General features: G+C 63.3%; 16 protein-coding genes. 2 read left to right on the forward strand and 14 right to left on the reverse strand.

The window, feature by feature from the left end; translation table 11 throughout:
- Positions 1-425 (reverse strand): HhH-GPD family protein (locus AC4DF4_RS08065; RefSeq protein ID WP_490047608.1); only part of this gene is annotated, 425 nt, incomplete at its 3' end.
- Positions 426-644: 219 nt separating this feature from the next.
- Here AC4DF4_RS08065 and AC4DF4_RS08070 point away from each other — a divergent pair.
- The gene (locus AC4DF4_RS08070; protein ID WP_490047609.1) at positions 645-2,096 is read left to right on the forward strand and encodes a DUF4139 domain-containing protein; all 1,452 of its coding nucleotides are present in this window, start codon (positions 645-647) and stop codon (positions 2,094-2,096) included.
- Between the two features lie 169 nt (positions 2,097-2,265).
- Here the strand turns inward: AC4DF4_RS08070 and AC4DF4_RS08075 are convergent, their stop codons facing one another.
- Genes AC4DF4_RS08075 through AC4DF4_RS08115 form a run of 9 tightly spaced genes read right to left on the reverse strand, consistent with a single transcriptional unit; the run spans position 2,266 to position 11,227 of the window.
- Complete coding sequence (locus AC4DF4_RS08075) at positions 2,266-3,378, reverse strand: Gfo/Idh/MocA family protein (RefSeq protein ID WP_490047610.1); 1,113 nt, start codon at positions 3,376-3,378, stop codon at positions 2,266-2,268.
- Positions 3,375-4,457 (reverse strand): Gfo/Idh/MocA family protein, encoded by a 1,083-nt coding sequence (locus AC4DF4_RS08080; protein ID WP_490047611.1) that lies wholly within the window; start codon positions 4,455-4,457, stop codon positions 3,375-3,377. Before AC4DF4_RS08080 ends, AC4DF4_RS08075 begins: the two co-directional genes overlap by 4 nt.
- Positions 4,454-5,410 (reverse strand): phosphotriesterase family protein, encoded by a 957-nt coding sequence (locus AC4DF4_RS08085; protein ID WP_490047612.1) that lies wholly within the window; start codon positions 5,408-5,410, stop codon positions 4,454-4,456. The genes AC4DF4_RS08080 and AC4DF4_RS08085 overlap by 4 nt, the downstream gene beginning before the upstream one ends.
- Positions 5,407-6,240 carry an MBL fold metallo-hydrolase gene (locus AC4DF4_RS08090; RefSeq protein ID WP_490047613.1) on the reverse strand — a complete coding sequence of 278 codons (834 nt, stop codon included), beginning with the start codon at positions 6,238-6,240 and terminating at the stop codon, positions 5,407-5,409. The genes AC4DF4_RS08085 and AC4DF4_RS08090 overlap by 4 nt, the downstream gene beginning before the upstream one ends.
- Before the next feature lies 1 nt (position 6,241).
- A complete protein-coding gene (locus AC4DF4_RS08095) occupies positions 6,242-7,297 on the reverse strand; it encodes a methionine synthase (protein WP_490047614.1) in 1,056 nt (351 codons plus the stop codon).
- 27 nt (positions 7,298-7,324) lie between these two features.
- Complete coding sequence (locus AC4DF4_RS08100) at positions 7,325-8,713, reverse strand: FAD-dependent oxidoreductase (RefSeq protein WP_490047615.1); 1,389 nt, start codon at positions 8,711-8,713, stop codon at positions 7,325-7,327.
- 20 nt (positions 8,714-8,733) lie between these two features.
- On the reverse strand, positions 8,734-9,528 hold the full coding sequence (locus AC4DF4_RS08105) for a sugar isomerase domain-containing protein (RefSeq protein ID WP_490047616.1): 795 nt from the start codon (positions 9,526-9,528) through the stop codon (positions 8,734-8,736).
- 20 nt (positions 9,529-9,548) lie between these two features.
- Complete coding sequence (locus AC4DF4_RS08110; protein ID WP_490047617.1) at positions 9,549-10,430, reverse strand: ROK family protein; 882 nt, start codon at positions 10,428-10,430, stop codon at positions 9,549-9,551.
- On the reverse strand, positions 10,427-11,227 hold the full coding sequence (locus tag AC4DF4_RS08115; protein ID WP_490047618.1) for an SDR family NAD(P)-dependent oxidoreductase: 801 nt from the start codon (positions 11,225-11,227) through the stop codon (positions 10,427-10,429). The genes AC4DF4_RS08110 and AC4DF4_RS08115 overlap by 4 nt, the downstream gene beginning before the upstream one ends.
- An 83-nt stretch (positions 11,228-11,310) precedes the next feature.
- Between AC4DF4_RS08115 and AC4DF4_RS08120 the strand changes: the two genes are divergently transcribed.
- Positions 11,311-12,303: a substrate-binding domain-containing protein gene (locus tag AC4DF4_RS08120; RefSeq protein WP_490047619.1), complete on the forward strand. Its 993-nt coding sequence runs from the start codon at positions 11,311-11,313 to the stop codon at positions 12,301-12,303.
- Positions 12,304-12,495: 192 nt separating this feature from the next.
- On the opposite strand, the gene AC4DF4_RS08125 is transcribed toward AC4DF4_RS08120, so the two are convergent.
- The 4 genes from AC4DF4_RS08125 to AC4DF4_RS08140 form a co-directional block, all read right to left on the reverse strand.
- A complete protein-coding gene (locus tag AC4DF4_RS08125; RefSeq protein ID WP_490047620.1) occupies positions 12,496-14,811 on the reverse strand; it encodes a DUF7133 domain-containing protein in 2,316 nt (771 codons plus the stop codon).
- A gap of 183 nt (positions 14,812-14,994) precedes the next feature.
- Positions 14,995-15,471, reverse strand: a complete 477-nt coding sequence (locus tag AC4DF4_RS08130; RefSeq protein ID WP_490047621.1) for a TspO/MBR family protein — start codon at positions 15,469-15,471, stop codon at positions 14,995-14,997.
- Positions 15,472-15,525: 54 nt separating this feature from the next.
- Positions 15,526-15,792, reverse strand: a complete 267-nt coding sequence (locus AC4DF4_RS08135; RefSeq protein ID WP_490047622.1) for a hypothetical protein — start codon at positions 15,790-15,792, stop codon at positions 15,526-15,528.
- 234 nt (positions 15,793-16,026) lie between these two features.
- The gene (locus tag AC4DF4_RS08140; protein WP_490047623.1) at positions 16,027-16,647 is read right to left on the reverse strand and encodes a hypothetical protein; all 621 of its coding nucleotides are present in this window, start codon (positions 16,645-16,647) and stop codon (positions 16,027-16,029) included.
- Positions 16,648-17,015: the final 368 nt, after the last annotated feature.

A 17,015-nucleotide genomic window follows, 5' to 3' on the forward strand; every position in this document is an offset into this window, starting at 1 on the left:
TGCGCGAACGCCCGCAGCGCACCCGCCGTGTAGCGCCCCACGCCCGGCAACTTCATCAACGCCTCCAACTCCACCGGGAATTCCCCGCCATGCTCCGCGATCACCGCCCGCGCCGTTTCCCGCAGCATCCTGACGCGCCGATAATATCCCAGCCCCTCCCACGCCTTCAGCAAGCGCTCGTCCTCCGCCGCCGCCAGCGACTCCACGTCCGGAAACGTCTCCAGAAACCGCGTGTAATATCCCCTGCCCAGCACCGTCGCGATCTGCGTCTGCTGGAGCATCACCTCGGAAATCAAAACCGCATACGGCTCCCGAGTCCGCCGCCACGGATAGTCCCTGCCGTTTTCCAGGAACCACCCGGCCAACGCCTCGCGGAAAGCCTTCCGGCCCGTCAACGCATCGCTCTTCAACCGGGGTTTCAACATCGCGCCGCAGAATCACCGCTCACGCCCCGCACGCAACCGCGAAATCGCGCGGCTCAACGTGGTCGAGAACTTCAGTCCAACGCCTCAAGGATCCGAAGCAGCAAAACGCAGTCCGGCGTTAGCCGTGCATCATGCTGGTGGAAAATATTTGGGGATCGAGGGAACATTTTACTAAGGTTTTATCTCCGAAGGTGTCATCTTTCGTGAAACACCGAATCCATGAAAGCAAACTACCTATCCAACATCCGCAACCTTGCCGGCTTCGGCCTGCTGGCCGCCGCGCCAAGCGTCACCGCCGATCCCGCGCTGACCATTTACAACCAGAACTTTGCCGTCGTCCGCGATACGGTATCGCTCGATCTCAAGCCCGGGATCAACGAAGCCCGTTTCTCCGGCATGACCGCCCAGGCGGAAACCGACTCGGTCATCCTGCGGGATTCCGCTGGCAAAGCGAAATTCCAGATCCTCGAGCAGGCCTACCGCAACGATCCCGTGTCCTCCGGCCTGATGCTCCAGCTCAACGAGGGGAAGACCATCGACTTCTACGTCCGCGAACCTAACAAGCCGGACCGCACGGTGCAGGGCACCATCATCCGCAGCGGCTACAATCCCGGTGGCCGGGCCGCCACCCAGCCGATCATCGAGGTGGACAAGAAAATCCAGTTCTCCCTGCCTGGCGAGCCGGTTTTCCCCGCTCTCGGAGACGACACCATTCTCAACCCGACGCTTTCCTGGACCATCAATTCCGCGGAGCCCGCGAAGTTCGATGCGGAGATCGCCTATGTCACCGGTGGTTTGTCCTGGAAGTCGGACTACAACATCGTCGCCGCGGACAAGGGCGACACCATCGACATCGTCGGCTGGATTACCTTTAACAACCAGAGCGGCACGGCTTTCAAACAAGCCAAGGTCAAACTCATGGCCGGCGACGTGAACAAGGTGCAGCCGCAGCCGGAAGGCATGGCGCGAAGGGGGCTGGCAAATATGGCGATGGCGGAGATGGCGGACACCGTCACCGAGAAAGCCTTCGACGAGTTCCACCTCTACACCATCGGCCGTCCGGTGACCCTGCGCAATCAGGAGACCAAGCAGGTCGAGTTCATCCGCGGCTCGGGCGTGAAGGCCCCGAGGATCTATGTCTATGACGGCGCGACGATGAACTTCGGCGCCTGGAACTACTTCCGTGGCGAGGGCGACTACGGTGTTCCAACCAACAAGAAGGTCTGGACGCTGCGCGAGTTCAAGAACAGCAAGGAGAACAACCTCGGCATGGCGCTGCCCAAGGGACGTCTGCGTTTCTACAGTCGCGACGACGATGGTTCGCTCCAGTTCACCGGAGAAAACAACATCGATCACACCGCGAAGGACGAGACCGTGCGCGTCTATCTCGGCAACTCGTTCGACCTCGTCGGCGAGCGCCGTCGCACCGCCTACAAGGTGGACTCCTCCAACCGCCGGATGGATGAATCGTTCGAGGTGAAACTTCGCAACCACAAGAAGGAGCCCGTCGAGATCCGTGTGGTCGAACATCTGACCCGCTTTGACAACTGGGAGATCAAACAGAAGTCCGACGAATTCCGCAAGCTCGACAGCCACACCATCGAGTTCCCCGTGACCGTCAAACCGGATGAGGAAAAAATCGTGACTTACGAGATTCACTATTCCTGGTGACACCGGATGCCCTGCTGCCGCGCTGCCCGGTGGTCTCGGGCTTCTCATGCTCTTCCGCCGCCGCTGATCAACCACCCGCCTGGGAGTCTGGCTTGATTTGTTCCGCATCTGATGCGGGAACAAGCGCGGGCGGCTCGGGACAGGCCGCCTCACACCTGACAAACAATCCTCACGTCGCGACTTCGAGGACATCGCCGGGTTTGACCGGCTGGCCGGAATCGGCGCTGGCCAAGGCGGCGAAACAAAGCTCCAGGCTGCGCAGGTTCTCCCGGGCGGAGTTTTCCGGCTCGCGGCCTTCCTCGATGGCGCGGAGCAACTCGCCCATGGCGCCGGCGAACCCGTCGTTGAACCAGGCGCCTTGCAGCGGAACCCCGGCCTCACCGTCGGCGGTGGTTAGAACCACCCGGTCGTTGGAGCAAACCGGTCCGCTGCTGCGGAAGGTGCCCTTGGTTCCGGTGACCACGGTGCTCTCTGAGGGGGAAAACCGGGTGGCCGCGTGGAAAACCAGCGAGGCCAGGCCGCCGTCGAAGCTCACCAGCGCGCCCGCGCTCAACGGCGGCTCGATTTCCTGTCCCGGCACGCGCTCCGTCCTGGCAAAGACCTGCGTCGGACGACGTTCGCCGAACACGCAGGTCACGATGTCGAACCAATGGATGGCGAAATCGTAGAGCACGATGTGCCGGATTTCCTCGAAGCGAGTCCCCTTGATCCAAGTGTGGTCCCACGCGATGTGGATGTCACAGGAGACGATCTCGCCGAGCAGACCCTGTTTCACCGCCTGGCGCAGATAGCTGAAATACGGCGCCCACCTCCCGTTCTGGTTGACCGCCAGTTTGAGGCAGCGTTGTTCCGCCAGCTCGACGAGCTTGCGGCCCTCGCGGATGTCGGTGACGAAGGGCTTCTGGCTCAAGACGTGTTTGCCCGCCTCCAGGGCGCGCCGGATCAGCGGGGTTCTGGGCTCCGGATGCAAGGCGAGATCCACGACCTCGATGTCCACGCGTGCGAAGATCTCCTCGGGATCATCGGTCACGACCGCGGCGGGGAAAAACTCATCCCGCAAGGCTTTCGCGGCCTCCAGGTTCTTGTCGCACAGCGCGACCACCGGATAGCCTTTGCCGCGATAGGCATCGAGATGGTTCCTGGCGATGCCGCCGCAGCCGATGAGGGCGATCGGCGGACGATAGCTATCAGGGACCGGTGCTTGATAGGGAAGATCCGGAGCCGCCATGGTTGGAGCTGCGGCGGCTTTGAGTTCGCGGGCGTCTTCCTTGGCGTCACTCATGGCCGGCCTCCGATCAGTGCTTGGGTTTTCCCGGTTTCCGCGCTGAGAATCGCGGTATCCACAATCTGCTGGCCGATCCGCGCCAGCGCGGGGCTGAGCGGACCCTCGACGGGAAGTCCCGCTTCGATCCGGCTCAAGCTGTAGGCGATGCCGTTTTTCCCGTCCTCCGGCAAAGCATCGACCGGCTGCTCGTATCCTTCGAGCCGTTCGCGGGTCTGGATGCGGATGGTCGGCTCGTAATCATAACTGCTGATCGTGCCGTCGGTTCCCCGGATGACAAATCCGCATTTCGGCTGCGGTTGATGAGTCCACGGATCGGTGAAGGTGCCCCAACGGGTTTCAAACTTGGACAAGCCCGTGGCGTAGCGGACCACGGTCACGCTGTGCTCGTCCACTTCGAGTCCTTTGCTCCCCGCCACCACCGAAGTGACCTCCAGCGGGACCTTGCCGCCATTGAACCAGCTGCCGAGCGTGACGCCGTATCCCAGATAGTCGCGCAGCGATCCGCCGGCGAATTCCTTTTGATACCACCAACTGCCAGCCTTGGCCACGGCCGTCGGCTCGCGCTCGATCTTGTCCGCGCCATGATAGAGCGGTCCGCGGTTGCCATCGTAATAGTGGATTTCCGTGACATCGCCGATCAGTCCCTCGCGGATCAGCCGATGGGTGGTGACATGGCTTTCCACCCAGCGCAGCGGCCAGTTGATGATGAGTTCCTTCCCGCTGCCCGCCATGGCGGCGATCATGCGGTCGGCATCGGCGAGCGAGCCGGCGAAGGGTTTTTCAACGAGGACATGAACGCCGTAGGGCGCGATGCGCTCCACCCACAGCGCGTGCTCGGCGGTCGCCGGGCAGAGGATCACCAGATCGGGCCGGGTTTTCTCCATGCAGGCTTCGTAGTCGGTGAAGACCTGGTCATCGGGCAGCGAGAAATTCCGCCTGGCCTCGTGCATCCGTTCCGGCAGTGGATCGCAAATCCCGACGATCTCCGCGTTGGGATGATTCTCGACGCAGCGCAGCAGGTCCCCCATGTGCATGTGGGAAAACTCGATTCCGGCGATTCTCCATGGCTTCTTCATGATCGTTGTTTGAAGTGATAGGCTGAGGCGGGATTTGAGATGAAGATCCGTTTCCATTGTTCCTCACCGACGCCCCTGGCGGACATGGTCCGGGTGAATTCGTCGAGCAGGAAACCAAGGCCGGGAGAGCCCCCGTAGCTCTTCCAGTATGTGGGGCGCGCCGCATCCATGCCAAGCATCAGTTGGGTGGGGAACTCGTCGAGCAGACCGACTAACAAATCCAAGGTCGGATTCTCCTCCGTCTTCCAGCGGAAAGCGCTGTCGTATTCGGCGCACACGCCGCTCTGGAGGAAATCCCGGTGATAGGCGGGGTCCGGAGCCCGGTCGGTGTGAGACAAGACCACTTTGGAAAGATCCACGCCATGTGCCGACAGCAGCTCCACTTGCTCCATCGCCCCCCTGCCCTCCTCCACATGGGTGAGGATCGGTGCGCCCGTCTGCAAATGGGCGATGGCGGCCGCTTCGAAAATCCGGCGATCCCGCTCGCTGATATCGACGCCGCCGGTGGCGATCTTGATCAAGCCCGCCCGATGGGATGTCCTCTCGACGCAGGGCCCGGAGTAATCATATCGATCAATCCCCTCTTCGATATCCGCGATGAAAAGTCCGGCCAGTGTTTCCACCCCGTAATGATGGCTCCAGTGCCCGTCGTCATAATACTTCGCCAGATGCAGCCCGGTCGGACAAAGGATGTGGACTTGCGATGCCCGGGAAATCTCCGAGAGCTTCAGCACGTTGCGGCCCGCGTCGCAGGGCATCGAATCGACCATGGCGCGCCCGCCGCGGGCGTGAAACAGGGTCAACTCGGCGATAGCGTTTTCGACTGACGGCAGCCGGAAATCCGGGAAGCGCAAGGTCGCCACATTGTCATCGATGATGATGTGCTCGTGTGCGTAACAGACGCCAAGTTGATCCGGCGCGATGTCGCCCAACATGGTCCTGACGAAGCTCACAGGTCGAATCCCTCCCCGTTGCGCAACACCCGGAACGGCTGCTCGATCCGCCCGCACTCGGCGGCGAAGGTTTCCGGGGATGCGGTGTTGAAAGCGAACAGGTCGAAGTGGTGCGGAATGGCGACGCCGGCATGGATGGCCTTGGCGAGTTCCGCGGCCTCGCGGCCGTCAAGGTTGCCCGCGACACGGCGCTCCGGCTTGTTGCCGTTGATCGGAACAAAGGCGATATCCGGCCGGAAGGGTGCGAGCGCCGGAACCAGCCCGTCGTGCAACAGGGTGTCGCCGCTGTGATAGAAGGTCCACCCGCCGGTTTGCGCGACGAAGCCGAGGAAACGGCAGCGTCCCTGTTCGTCGCGCTCGACGGCATTGTGGGCGGCCGGGATGCCATGGAGGGTGACCTTGCCGACCGAAACGCTCTCGCCCGCGTCGATCTCGACGAGCGAGGATTCGACGCGTCCGAGCCGGTCAAGCACGAAGGCGCGGTTGGCGCGCGGGATCACCAGCCGGGCTTGCGGATTCGCGCCTAACAATGGAAGGAGGGTCTCCGCATCGAGGTGGTCGGTGTGGTTGTGCGAGCTGGTGATGAGATCGATGCCGCGCAGGCGTTCCGGCGCGATGACCCGCTCGGTGACGCGCGTGTGCGGCTTGTCGGTGTCCGCGTATTTGCGCGTCAGCGAATCGGATAGATAGGGATCGAACAGGATGGTGGCCGCGGGCGTGTGGACGAGGAACCCGCTCTGGCCGAGCCACCAGACGCGGGAACGCCCCTCCGCCCTGGCGCGGGCGATGTCTTCGAGGAGCGCGTCGTCTTTCTGATAGGCCTGCTGCATGTCAGGCTTCGAGCTTGAGTTCCCGTTTCACGATTCGCACGCCTTCCACCATGTTGGCGAGTTTCCGTTTCGCCGCCCAGCGGGCGGTCTGGCTGAGGCCGCAGTCGGGTGCGAAGACGAGCCGGTCCGCCGGAGCGTGCTTGAGGCACAGGCGCACGCGGTTGGCGATGTCCTCCGGCGTCTCGATGTAGTAGCTCTTCACATCCACGATGCCCACCGCGACGTCCATGCGGGCGGCGATCTGTGAGATCAATTCGATCTCGGCGAACTCGCGGCTGGCCATTTCCACGTGCATTTCATCGCACTTGAAATCGAGGAAATCCGGGAACATCGGCGCGATGCGGCGGAAGCCGACGGCGTGACCTTTGAAGTTGCCGAAGCACAGGTGGGTGCAGAGCCGCGTGCGGCCGACGACGGATTCCACCGTGCGGTTGAAGATGTCGACGAAGCGTTTGGTGTCCTCCCGGTAGGCATAGCAACTCATCGACGGCTCATCCACGCTGATCTCGGTGCAACCGGCCTCCACGAGAGCTTCAAGCTCGCGCCTAACGAACGGCAGCAGCGCCTCGGTGAGCGCCCAGCGGTCCTGGTATTGCGCGTTGGGAAGGAGCCGCCCGCTCATGGTGTAGGGGCCGGGCACGCTGGCCTTGAGCGTGACGGGAGGCGAGTCTGGAAACGGCCGTTGGAGGCGGACGAGACGTTTGTATTCCTCGACCACGCCGAGGCCGCGTGGCGCGGTGATTTCCCCGATGACCTGGTGCTTGCCGCGCTGGTCGTGGGCGGGCGGACCGAAGCGGCGCGGCGAGGCGGATTCCAGTTCAATACCGTCGAGGTAGCCGTAGAACGAGAGGTTGAAATCGAGGCGTGTCTGCTCGCCATCGGTGATGACATCGAGGCCGGCGGAGATTTGGTCGTGCAGCGCGGTGATCACGGCATCGTCCTGGACTTCGGCGAGGTCGTGCGGCCCGAAAGAGCCGAGATTGTTGGATGCGAATTCGAGCCAGCTTGGGAACGAGTAGCTACCGATGACTGAGGTGCGAAGGGGACATGTTTTCATGGGATGTGTCTAATGAGTATGGTGTTGTTAGCGGTTGAGATTCCAGTCTGCGGGGCCGGTGGCGGCGCGTCGGGCCGGGGTTTCCAGCAAAGCGCCAGCCACCCTGAGGCGTTCGCGCAGCAATGGCATGGAGAGTTCCCGGGCACCGGATGCGGTTTCCAATGAGAGCGCGGCGGCGGTTCCGGCGGCCTGCCCCATGGCCATCGTCTGCGCCATCGAGCGGCAGGATGCGTGGGCGTCGTGGGTGGCGCTGAAGCAGCGGCCGGCCACCCAGATTTCGTCGCGCCCGCGGGGGACGAGCGTGCGGTAGGGCACGTCGTAGGCCGCTCCGTCCGGGACATAGGCCCATGCGGTTTCACCGGGGGAATCGTCCGTGGCCGGGCGGTGATCTTCGATGGGCGCGCCGCAAAGAAGCACGGCGTCGTCAAAGCGGGCGACGTTCATGCAGTCGTCGCGGGTCAGGCGGTATTCGCCATAAACGCGCCGTGTTTCGCGCACGCCGATGTGGTGGGAGAGCCCGATGATGTTAGAGGCTTCGAAACCGGGAACGCACTCGCGGAAGAAGCGTTCGTAGATGAATGCCTGGCGGCGCCCCTCCTGCTCGGCGGCGGTGAGTTGCTCGAAATCGGTGGGGTCAAGACCGGCGACACGCACGGCGACAGTGGAAATGCAACCGGCTGCGTTCATGCGATGCAGGCTGCCGTTTTTACGGGGCAGCGGGTGGGTGCCCTTCTCCACGGCGGCGGCCATGCGTTGCTCGAGCATTTGCTTGCCGCCCGCGGCCTCGTAGGCGGCGAGGTCCACGTGGCTCATGCGGAAAGTGGTGGTGAGCGTCTGCGCGGGATCGACGTCGCCAGCCTTCTCATACGGGATGCCCGCGTGGTGGCAAAGATCCGCGTCTCCGGAAGCATCGACGAATCGCCTTGCGTGGATCCGGAAAAACCCCTGCCGGGTGCTGACGACCACGCCGGTGAGATTACCGCCCGCGTCGGATTCCGCGGCCACCAGGGTGGCGTGAAGCAGCACGCGCACGGCGGCCTCGGCGAGCAGTTCGTCCCAAACAAGCTTGAGGCGCTCCGGGTTGTAATTCACTCCGGTGCCCGCGCCGTAGGTGTTCGGCCGGAGAAAGACCGCGCCGGCGGTGTCGAGCGCGTCCACCACCTGGTCCGGGATGCCGCCCACGACCTTGCGGGGATCCTCGCCGGGCGTGAAAAAGCCGTAGAAGGTGTCCAGCATCTGCGTGCTGGTGCCGCCGGGAAACCCGTATCTTTCTATCAGCATCACGCGATGACTCCCCTGCCCGCGCGCGGCAAGCGCGGCACAGCAACCGGCGGAGCCCGCACCCACGACGAGGATGTCGGTTTCCGCGAGGACCGGGATGCGGTCCAGAATCAGCGGCGCGGTGGTGTTAGGCATGAGGATGGATCAAAGTTGGGTCACGGATGCGTCCCGGCGCCGCCGACGTTGGCGTAGAGTCGGGCGAGGCGGTGCGCGTGTTCGTCGTAGGCGCTTTCAAATAGTTCGACGGCCCGTTCCGCGCCGACGATCGCGCCGGCGCTGAGGACCTTCGGCGGCTGGCCGGCTTCCGTTAGCAGTCTCGCCACCTCGGCCTTGATGCAATTGACGATCAGGCAGCCGCCGACCGTGGAGCCCGGTGCCACCGGCGTGTCGAGCCCGTCGATCTTCACCATCGCGTCGCCGACCGGCGCACCGGTATCGAGCACGATGTGGGCGAAGTCCTGGAGTTTTTTTCCATCCTCGCGCTTGCTGGTGCTGGCGTCGGAATGTTCCCGGCTGATGATGGCCACCACCTTGATGCCGCGTTGGTGGAAACCTTCCGCCATCTCGATCGGCACCACGTTGCAACCGGAGGAGGAAACGATCAGCGCGCTGTCCTCGGTGGTCAGGTCGTAGTTGCGCAGGATGCGTCCGGCGAGTCCGCTGACGTTTTCGAGAAACATCGCCTGCCGCTGGCCGTTGGCTCCGACCACGAGGTTGTGGAACGACAGCGACAGCTCGACGATCGGATTCCAACCGGGAAACGAACCGTAACGCGGCCACATTTCCTCGGTCATGATGCGCGAGTGGCCGGAACCGAAGACGTGGACCATGCGTCCTGTTAGGATGGTTCCGGCGAATAGTTCGGCGGCTTGACCCACGAGAGGCAGCTGGGCTTCGACCGCGTCGATCAGGCCGCGGGATTTCTGCAGGAATGAGAGGGCGGGTGTCATGGAGTTGGCGGGTTGTAATTTTAGTTAGAATGAAAGACTGCACCGCAAGCGCCCGCCCAATCGCCCAGCGTGGCGCGGAGGACGGGAACCCGGACTCCGGTCGGCCGCCATTCGACGCGGTCGAACTCGGCTCGGAGAGGGAGGAAAAGATCGTCGCCCGCTTCGGCAATGCCGCCGCCGATGACGACCGCCTCGGGATCGAGCACATTGATGAGCGAGGTGATGCCCGCCGCGAGGTCGCGGATGGTTTTCCGCCAGATCTCCGCGGCATGGGCGTCGCCGGCTTTCACGGCGGCGACGAGGTCGGCGGTCGATTGGAAACGGCCGCCGCTGCGGGCGTTGAGCGAGTGGTTTCCGACGGCATCCTCGAGGCTGCCGGGCGTGTTGACGATGTCGGGCGGGCCATCGGCATGGATCGAGATGTGGCCGAGGTGGCCGGCGCGGCCGAGGTGGCCGCGCAGCAGGCGGCCGTCTGATAGGACCGCGCCGCCGACACCGGTGCCGAGAGTTAGAAGAACCACATCGCGCATCGACCGGGCGGCGCCGAGCCAGACCTCGCCGAGCAGGGCGGCGTGGGCGTCATTGAGCACGCGGACGGGTTTTCCAAATTCCAGGAATTCCTGCCAGTCGAGTCCTTCCAGCCCGGCGAGTCGTCCAGGCATGCTGGCGATGCGGCGTTCGTCCCTGGACGGCAGGCCGGGCGCGGCCACGCCGATGGCGGCGGGTTGGCCGTGTTTTTCCAACAACCCGGCGACGCATGATTTCACCGACCGCCGCCAATCCTCACCGCCGGTGGGCGCGATGGCGCGCGCGATTTCCCCGCCGTCCGGGGTGAGGCAGATCGCCTTGAGGCGGGTGCCGCCGAGGTCGAGACCCAGCAGCCATGGATTTTGAGCGCTCATGGCAGTTGGCCTTCGGAAACCGCCCAGCCGCCATCGACGGCGAGAACCTGCCCGGTGGTGAAGACGGAGCCGGGCGAGAGAAAATAGACCGCGGCGGCATCGAGGTCCGATGGACGGCCGATGCGACCGCCGTCGAGCGGTTGCTTGGTGCGGATGAAGGCGAGGATTTCCTCGTCGCCGGCGGCGCGTTTCGCCATCGGCGTCTCGACCAAGGCGGGCGCGAGCACGTTGGCGCGAATGCCGTGCGGCGCGTAGCAGGCGGCGATGGATTTGGTGAATCCGATCACGGCCGACTTGGCCGCGGCGTAGACGTGAGTGGTGAAATATTCCGGCGAGGGCGACCAACCGAGCACGGAGCCCATGTTGAGAATCGCACCGCCCCGTCCATCCTGCAAAAAGCGGCGCACCGCGGCGCGGTTCGAGCGGATCATCGAGCTGAGGTTGAGGCTGAGCGTGGCGTCGATCCCCTCGTCGGTCACCTCGTGCAGCGGGCCGTCGCCCATTTTCCGGCCACTGCCGCCGGCGACGTGGTAGAGCGCGTCAAACCGCCCGAAACACTCCACGGCCAGAGTGATGGCGCTTTCCGCGTGGGCTCCGTCGATGGCATCACCGGTGAGCGTCGCCGCACGGGGGCCGAGCGCCGCTTGGGCGGCTTCGGCGCTTTTCTCGTTGCGCCCGGTCACCACCACGCCGGCCGCGCCGGCTGCCAGGCAGGCCTGCGCGGCGGAGAGACCGAGTCCGGTCGTGCCACCAATGATGACGATTACCAGGGACTCCAGCGGGCGAGGACTTTCCATGCGGCCAGCCAACCCTTCAGCGGGAGCCGATTCAAAATAAAAAGATTGCCAAAGCCAAAAACCGATATGATAACCGAATCGCCATGCCCCGCCCGCGCAGTGCCGCTGTCACCCTTCTCAAGACCAAGCTCATTACCCGGCTTCGGGACGGATTCCACCGTCCCGGGCAGGCGTTTTTTTCGACCCGCGCGCTGTCGGATCGTTTCGGGGTGAGTTACCAAACGGCCCATCGCCTGCTGGTTGAGCTGGAAGGTGAAGGCTGGCTGGAGCGCCGGGCCTCGGCCGGCACATTTGTCGCCGGGAGCCGGGAAATCTGGCACGGAGTGGACCTGTGGTTCGCCGGGCGGGCGCAGCGGTCGGACAGTTTCGGCGAGCGGCTGTTGCTGGTGATGAGCAACGCGCTCAACCGCCAGGGCATTCCATTTCGTGTGCGCTGGGGCGGCGAGGGCCTCCAGGCGGCGGACCTTGAATCAGGATGGTATCCGGTTCTCTGGGAGCTGTCGCAGCTAGCAGCCAGCCTCGCGGCGGATCACCGTTATGTGCTCATTCTTGAGGATCGCCTCGGGCATGGACTCGCGGCGAGCTATGCGGACAGCGTTTCCGTGGACGACTATTCTGGCGGTGTGGCGGCGGGCGAATGGCTGGCGGCACAGTTGCCGGAAACCCGCTGCGCCGTTCTGGCCGGACCCGACGACGATGCACGGAACCGCTTGCGGGTTGCCGGTTTTCTGGCAGTGCATCCTGAGGCAACCGTGGTCAAGACGGGAAGCTGGTTCTCGGAAGAAGCCGCGCGCGTCGTCCCGGAGGTTCTTGGCTTCACCGGGGTTTTCTGTGCCAACGACCGGCTCGCCTCGACCGTGGTCGAGGCGGTGAGGAGCCAAGGCCTGCGCGGGCCGCTGGTCGTCGGCTTTGACGACGCTCCAATCGCGGAACGGCTGAATTTCACCACCATCGCGATTCCCTGGGAAGATGTCGCGGCGGCGGCGGCTGATGTGGCGCGGCGCCGCATGGCAGGCGACGTCCGCACGGCGGCGGCCCTGTCCTTCGCGCCGCGACCGCTCATACGGGTTGGTTGATCAGGTCTTGCGCCCGATCCCCGGGAAAGAAACCCACAGCCTCGTCCAACGCAAGGATTCCGCCAAATCGGCCACATGTGTCGCTTTCCCTTACGCCCCGTTCTTCTGGTCGTCCGCTCCGATCCAACGTAAGCGTAGTCCGAAGCACCTTGAGGATGGGTTTGCCAGGACCATACCGTGGCATGAACGGCATCAGAGGTCTTCCGCCAGCAGGCATACTTGGCGCAAAGTGCACGGTGCCGGCCAGGTGACTTTCTCACCGAAAAAGACGTCTGCTGCGAAAGATGCCACCGTCGTTTTTGATGGCATCCCTGGAGAACACCTCTTTGAGGTGATCATGTCCGATTCACGCGCCTTTTCACTCGGCGGGGCGTCCTTGGCGCGCGCCGGCATGATCGGGGTGTCCCAGCCGTCGAGGTCGGAGGGCTTGACCTTTTTCGCGTGGCCGCCGAAGGCGAAGGTGTTCGGCTGATAGGGGCCGACGAAGGAGATACTGAGGTCGGGCTTGATTGCCTTTTCCATGCCAGCAGCCCAGAGGATGCCGTTGATGAGGAGGCGGCGGTAATTGTCGTCCAGGATGTCCTCGGAGGCTCCTTGGGTGCTATGGAAAACGCGGTGCTTGCTGCCGTCCTTGGCCGCGTATTGGCGTGTCCAGGTCGAGGGCATCGGCGGCTTGGTCGTGTCCGGCGCCGCGGTGGGATCCATCGAGACGAGCGGTTGGGAATTGGTGAGCACGGTGAAGTCCGGGCCGGGCTTGCCGACGTAGGCACCGGCGTGACAGAAAGAAGTCTCGGCCACGCCCGTTAGGATGACATTGCCGCGCTGATCCGGGAGGGTCTGGATGCGGGTTCCTTGCTTGTGGTTGGTTCCGTAGTGGCCGACCCAGGTGTTGCCGAGGATTTGCTGGCCGAAGCCGTTTTCGTAGCCGGCGACCTTCGACTCGAAGTCGTATTTCGCGTATTTTGAGTTGGCCGGAATCTTGAAGGCGTGAGACGCGGTGCGCAGTCCGACGATCGGGCCGCCACGCTCAAGGTAGGCTTCCACGTGGGCCATTTCATCGTCGGGCAGATTGAGAAAGCGGGCGAAAATGACGAACAGGTCCGCCTTGTCGTCGCCATCGGTGTCCTTGAGGAAAAGGATGTCGGGCTGGGAAGCCACGATCACGCCGCCGCCCCAGAAGGCGAAGCCGAGAGGATTGTGGACCCTGGCGAACTCGATCGCCTTGTCCGCGACGCCGTCACGATTCTCGTCGGGCAGGATGAGCAGGCTGTCGGTCATTTCCTTGAGCGGTTCCCACTTCGGATAGGTGCTCCAGCAGGCGGCCCACAGGCGGCCCTTGGTATCGACCTGCATCTGCACCGGGTTGGCCAGCGCGGGGAACATCGCCTCGTCGGCGAAGAGATTGACGGCGAAGCCCTCTGGCACGTTGATTTTGGCGAGGCTCTCCTTGCCGCTCAGGTAGGATGTGTTCCCCTCCTTCATGGCGCTGGAACTCTTGCTTCCGCCGCCGACGTTTGAGACCACTTCGAGCGACTTGGGGACTTTCGAATCATCCACCTTGAGGTCTCGTCCCTGGGCCACGGCGTGGATTTTCGCGTCGCGGTTGGCGGTCATCACGTCGAGCATCGACAGTTCGTGGACGAGCACTACTTGGTTCGTCTGGCCGGCGACGAAGCGGAGTCCGGCACGGCTGCCCCAGATGTCGTTCTCGTCGGTGGCGCGGTAGCGGTTGTGCCAGTGCCAGTCCTTGTCGAGCACCGCTTGGCGAAGCGGCTCCATGGCGGGCGATGAGGCAAGGGATTTCCCGGTGACGGCCGCGGCGATCACCTCGCCGAGCTGGCGGTTACCCTCGGGCAGTGGGTGCACGCCATTGAGGGTGAGCGGTGCTTTTGCCTTCGCGTAGAGGGCCTGTGAGCAGGTGAAGAGATCGACGAATGCGGTGCCCTTTTCGGCTGCAACCTGCTTGATGGCGTTGGTGTAAAGGGCGAGGTTGGTGTTGTTCGCCTTGCCGTCGGGCAGGAGCGGGTCGCCGAGGTTCTCGTGGGCGATGGGAGAGAACAGGATGAGGCGCGGGGGTGATTCGTCGTTGAACTTCGCGCTGCGGTATTTGTCGACCATGCCGGTCAGGTCGTTCTTGAACTGCGCGAGCTTAGCCTCGCCGCCGTATGACTCGTTGTAGCCGAAAAAGACGAAGATGGCGTCGGCCTTGCATTGGGCCAGATAGTCCTCGGGCGAGGGCACCCCCTTGCTGCGGGGGCGGGAGGTCACCGTGTCGCCGGCGACCGCGAGGTTGCGGAATGAGAGGTTTTTGCCCGCCATCTGGCTTTGAATGAGCGTTTCCACCCAGCCGTCGTGCTGCATGCGGTCGGCCAGGCCGTTGCCGATGAGGCACACCACATCGTCCTGCTGAAGCGGTAATTGCGCTGAGGCGGTAAGGGGTGTCGCGAGGGCGAATGCAAGACTGAGCCGCTGGACTTTCGGCTGGCAGATGCGGGAGATAAGATTCATGAAATTGCTGAGCCGTGAAAAAGTGGGTGGGTGTTACACAAATTTCGGGCCTTTCGATTTATAAAAACCTGATCAGCTCCACCTCCGGGGGCCGAAAGATCACATCGCACCTTCAGACCCGCAGCAGCAATGTGGGTGCAGCTGATGCACATGGCGAGTGATGCAGACAGGTGTCGACCGCGCTCAACTCGGATTCATCCGCCACAAGGTGAAGTTGAGGATGGTCGCAAACGCGACCCAGACCAGATACGGCACGAACAGCCACCCGGCCGCCTTGTTGACGCGGTGGAAGTTCAGCTGCGTCAGCAGGATCGCAATCCACAGCACCACGATCTCGGCCAGCGCCCAGCCCAACTGGTGCGCGCCGAAGAAAAGAGGTGTCCACGCAGCATTGAGCAACAGCTGCAAAAAGTAGAACAGCAGCGGAAGCCGCCAACCGTCGCGCCTCCACACCAGCCAGGCCGCGATGGCCATCAGCGTGTAGAGCAAGCTCCACGCCGGGCCGAAGATCCATGCCGGTGGATTCCACGAGGGCTTGTTCAGCGCCGCATACCACGAGCCGGGCGGCGAGAAAATGCCAGCCAGCGGCGCGCAGAATGTGACGAGGATGAAGCCCCCGAGGGCCAGGGCACGGCGGAGTGCGGAGGGTGGTTGGTTCATGAAGGCCGTTGGCTACGGGAGGAGGGCATGGCGGGATCGGCCTTCCTCACCGGATCAAACGACTGCGTCTTTGAGAAACTTCTCGACCTTCTTGATGGTGGCGGGGGGCAATTTACCCTCAACCCGCTTGGAGCCTTCGATGATCGCCTTCACCTCTTCCAGGGCCTTCTCCGCAGCCGCCAGCGACTTTTTGGGACCGCCGAGCTTCTTGTCAGGGAAGTAGCGGGTGAAGGTCGAGCCGGCACGGCTGATGCAGAGCCTCCATCCTTCGAAGGCGGCGGTTTCGTAGGTGAAGCGGGTCAGATTCTTTTTTGATTTCATGATTTTTTTGTTGGGATTCAGCTGGCATCCTACCTGATATTTGAGGGAAATCCAGTTGTTTTTCATAAGGGCTTGCGCGATGTTCGCGCGTCCCGGCAATCTGTTGGGAATCCCCCTGGGTCCGGGATGCCCGACGCCACCAATCGGTTAGTCGCCTGCGCCGCGGCTCGTGTTTGAGCTCGCGGCGTTATTCTTTTTGAGCGGGGGCTTGGCGGCTGGAAACCGCCGCCGCGTTCAGCGCCGGCGCGTTTGCTCTTCGATGAAGATTTCCGCCAAGCGGAAACAGCGGCGGGAAAGGTCCTTCGCATCGTTGTCGCCGATGAGCGCAACGCCTTCCTCGCTGACCTCGGCGAGATAGATTTTCCACGCCATCTTGGTCAGTAACTCGGGATCGATTTTCGGGCGCGGCGGCTGTTGGGCTTGAGGACGCGGGCGCGGCTCTTGACCGGGCTCGGCCGATTTCGGCTCCGGCACGGCGACCGAACGGGCTTCTTCGCTCAAAGGCTCTCCGGCATTTTGCGGTCCGTTCCCCTGCCCCTTGCCTTTGCGCCGACGGCGCTTCCGCTTGGCCGATTCCGTCGTCTGGGACGGACTGCCGCCACCGGACTCCGCTTCGTGTTCCGGCCAATCGTCGCCGGTCGGGGCGGACGCCTCCATCGGCTCCTCACGCTTCGGAGCGGATGGAAATGGAATGCTGACCACCTCCTCCACGACGTCTGTCGCGGCGGGTTTCACCGCGCCGGATTTCTTGGCGACCTTCTTCGGGCGGGGAGTGGAAATCCGGCGGGCACGCGGCGCGGTTCCGGCAGTTGGATCTGGAGAATTTTCAGGGGAATGGGTGGTTTCTTCGCTCATGTTGCTGGGAGAAAGAAGCCCGCCGGAATGACGGGCGTCGAGAACATTCAGGTCTGCACGTTGCCTAAAATCCAGCTTTCCCGCCTAAACGCACCTCGCCATCCAGACTGAAATCCACCCTTCTCCTGAAATGAATGAATCCATCAATTCTGAGTTTCGAGCTCCTGCCAATTCCCGAACGGAAAACCGCTTGGGCAAAAGCCGGAGCACTTCGGCCCCGCCAGACTACCTATCAAAGGTGTCCACCGGTTCAAAACCCACGCGCCGTCCAACGAATGGAAGGCATCCGAGAAGACAGAAGTGATACCGTTCCAACGCAAACCGCGCGAAGATCTCGGGGAGTGACCGATGGAGTGAATTGGCCTGAA

This window comes from Luteolibacter sp., assembly GCF_058122085.1.

Excerpts from the sequence above, each read along its gene's own strand:
- AC4DF4_RS08070 (WP_490047609.1), top strand. The coding sequence starts at position 645 with ATGAAAGCAAACTACCTATCCAACATCCGCAACCTTGCCGGCTTCGGC.
- AC4DF4_RS08075 (WP_490047610.1), bottom strand. The coding sequence starts at position 3,378 with ATGAGTGACGCCAAGGAAGACGCCCGCGAACTCAAAGCCGCCGCAGCT.
- AC4DF4_RS08080 (WP_490047611.1), bottom strand. The coding sequence starts at position 4,457 with ATGAAGAAGCCATGGAGAATCGCCGGAATCGAGTTTTCCCACATGCAC.
- AC4DF4_RS08090 (WP_490047613.1), bottom strand. The coding sequence starts at position 6,240 with ATGCAGCAGGCCTATCAGAAAGACGACGCGCTCCTCGAAGACATCGCC.
- AC4DF4_RS08095 (WP_490047614.1), bottom strand. The coding sequence starts at position 7,297 with ATGAAAACATGTCCCCTTCGCACCTCAGTCATCGGTAGCTACTCGTTC.
- AC4DF4_RS08100 (WP_490047615.1), bottom strand. The coding sequence starts at position 8,713 with ATGCCTAACACCACCGCGCCGCTGATTCTGGACCGCATCCCGGTCCTC.
- AC4DF4_RS08105 (WP_490047616.1), bottom strand. The coding sequence starts at position 9,528 with ATGACACCCGCCCTCTCATTCCTGCAGAAATCCCGCGGCCTGATCGAC.
- AC4DF4_RS08110 (WP_490047617.1), bottom strand. The coding sequence starts at position 10,430 with ATGAGCGCTCAAAATCCATGGCTGCTGGGTCTCGACCTCGGCGGCACC.
- AC4DF4_RS08115 (WP_490047618.1), bottom strand. The coding sequence starts at position 11,227 with ATGGAAAGTCCTCGCCCGCTGGAGTCCCTGGTAATCGTCATCATTGGT.
- AC4DF4_RS08120 (WP_490047619.1), top strand. The coding sequence starts at position 11,311 with ATGCCCCGCCCGCGCAGTGCCGCTGTCACCCTTCTCAAGACCAAGCTC.
- AC4DF4_RS08125 (WP_490047620.1), bottom strand. The coding sequence starts at position 14,811 with ATGAATCTTATCTCCCGCATCTGCCAGCCGAAAGTCCAGCGGCTCAGT.
- AC4DF4_RS08130 (WP_490047621.1), bottom strand. The coding sequence starts at position 15,471 with ATGAACCAACCACCCTCCGCACTCCGCCGTGCCCTGGCCCTCGGGGGC.
- AC4DF4_RS08135 (WP_490047622.1), bottom strand. The coding sequence starts at position 15,792 with ATGAAATCAAAAAAGAATCTGACCCGCTTCACCTACGAAACCGCCGCC.
- AC4DF4_RS08140 (WP_490047623.1), bottom strand. The coding sequence starts at position 16,647 with ATGAGCGAAGAAACCACCCATTCCCCTGAAAATTCTCCAGATCCAACT.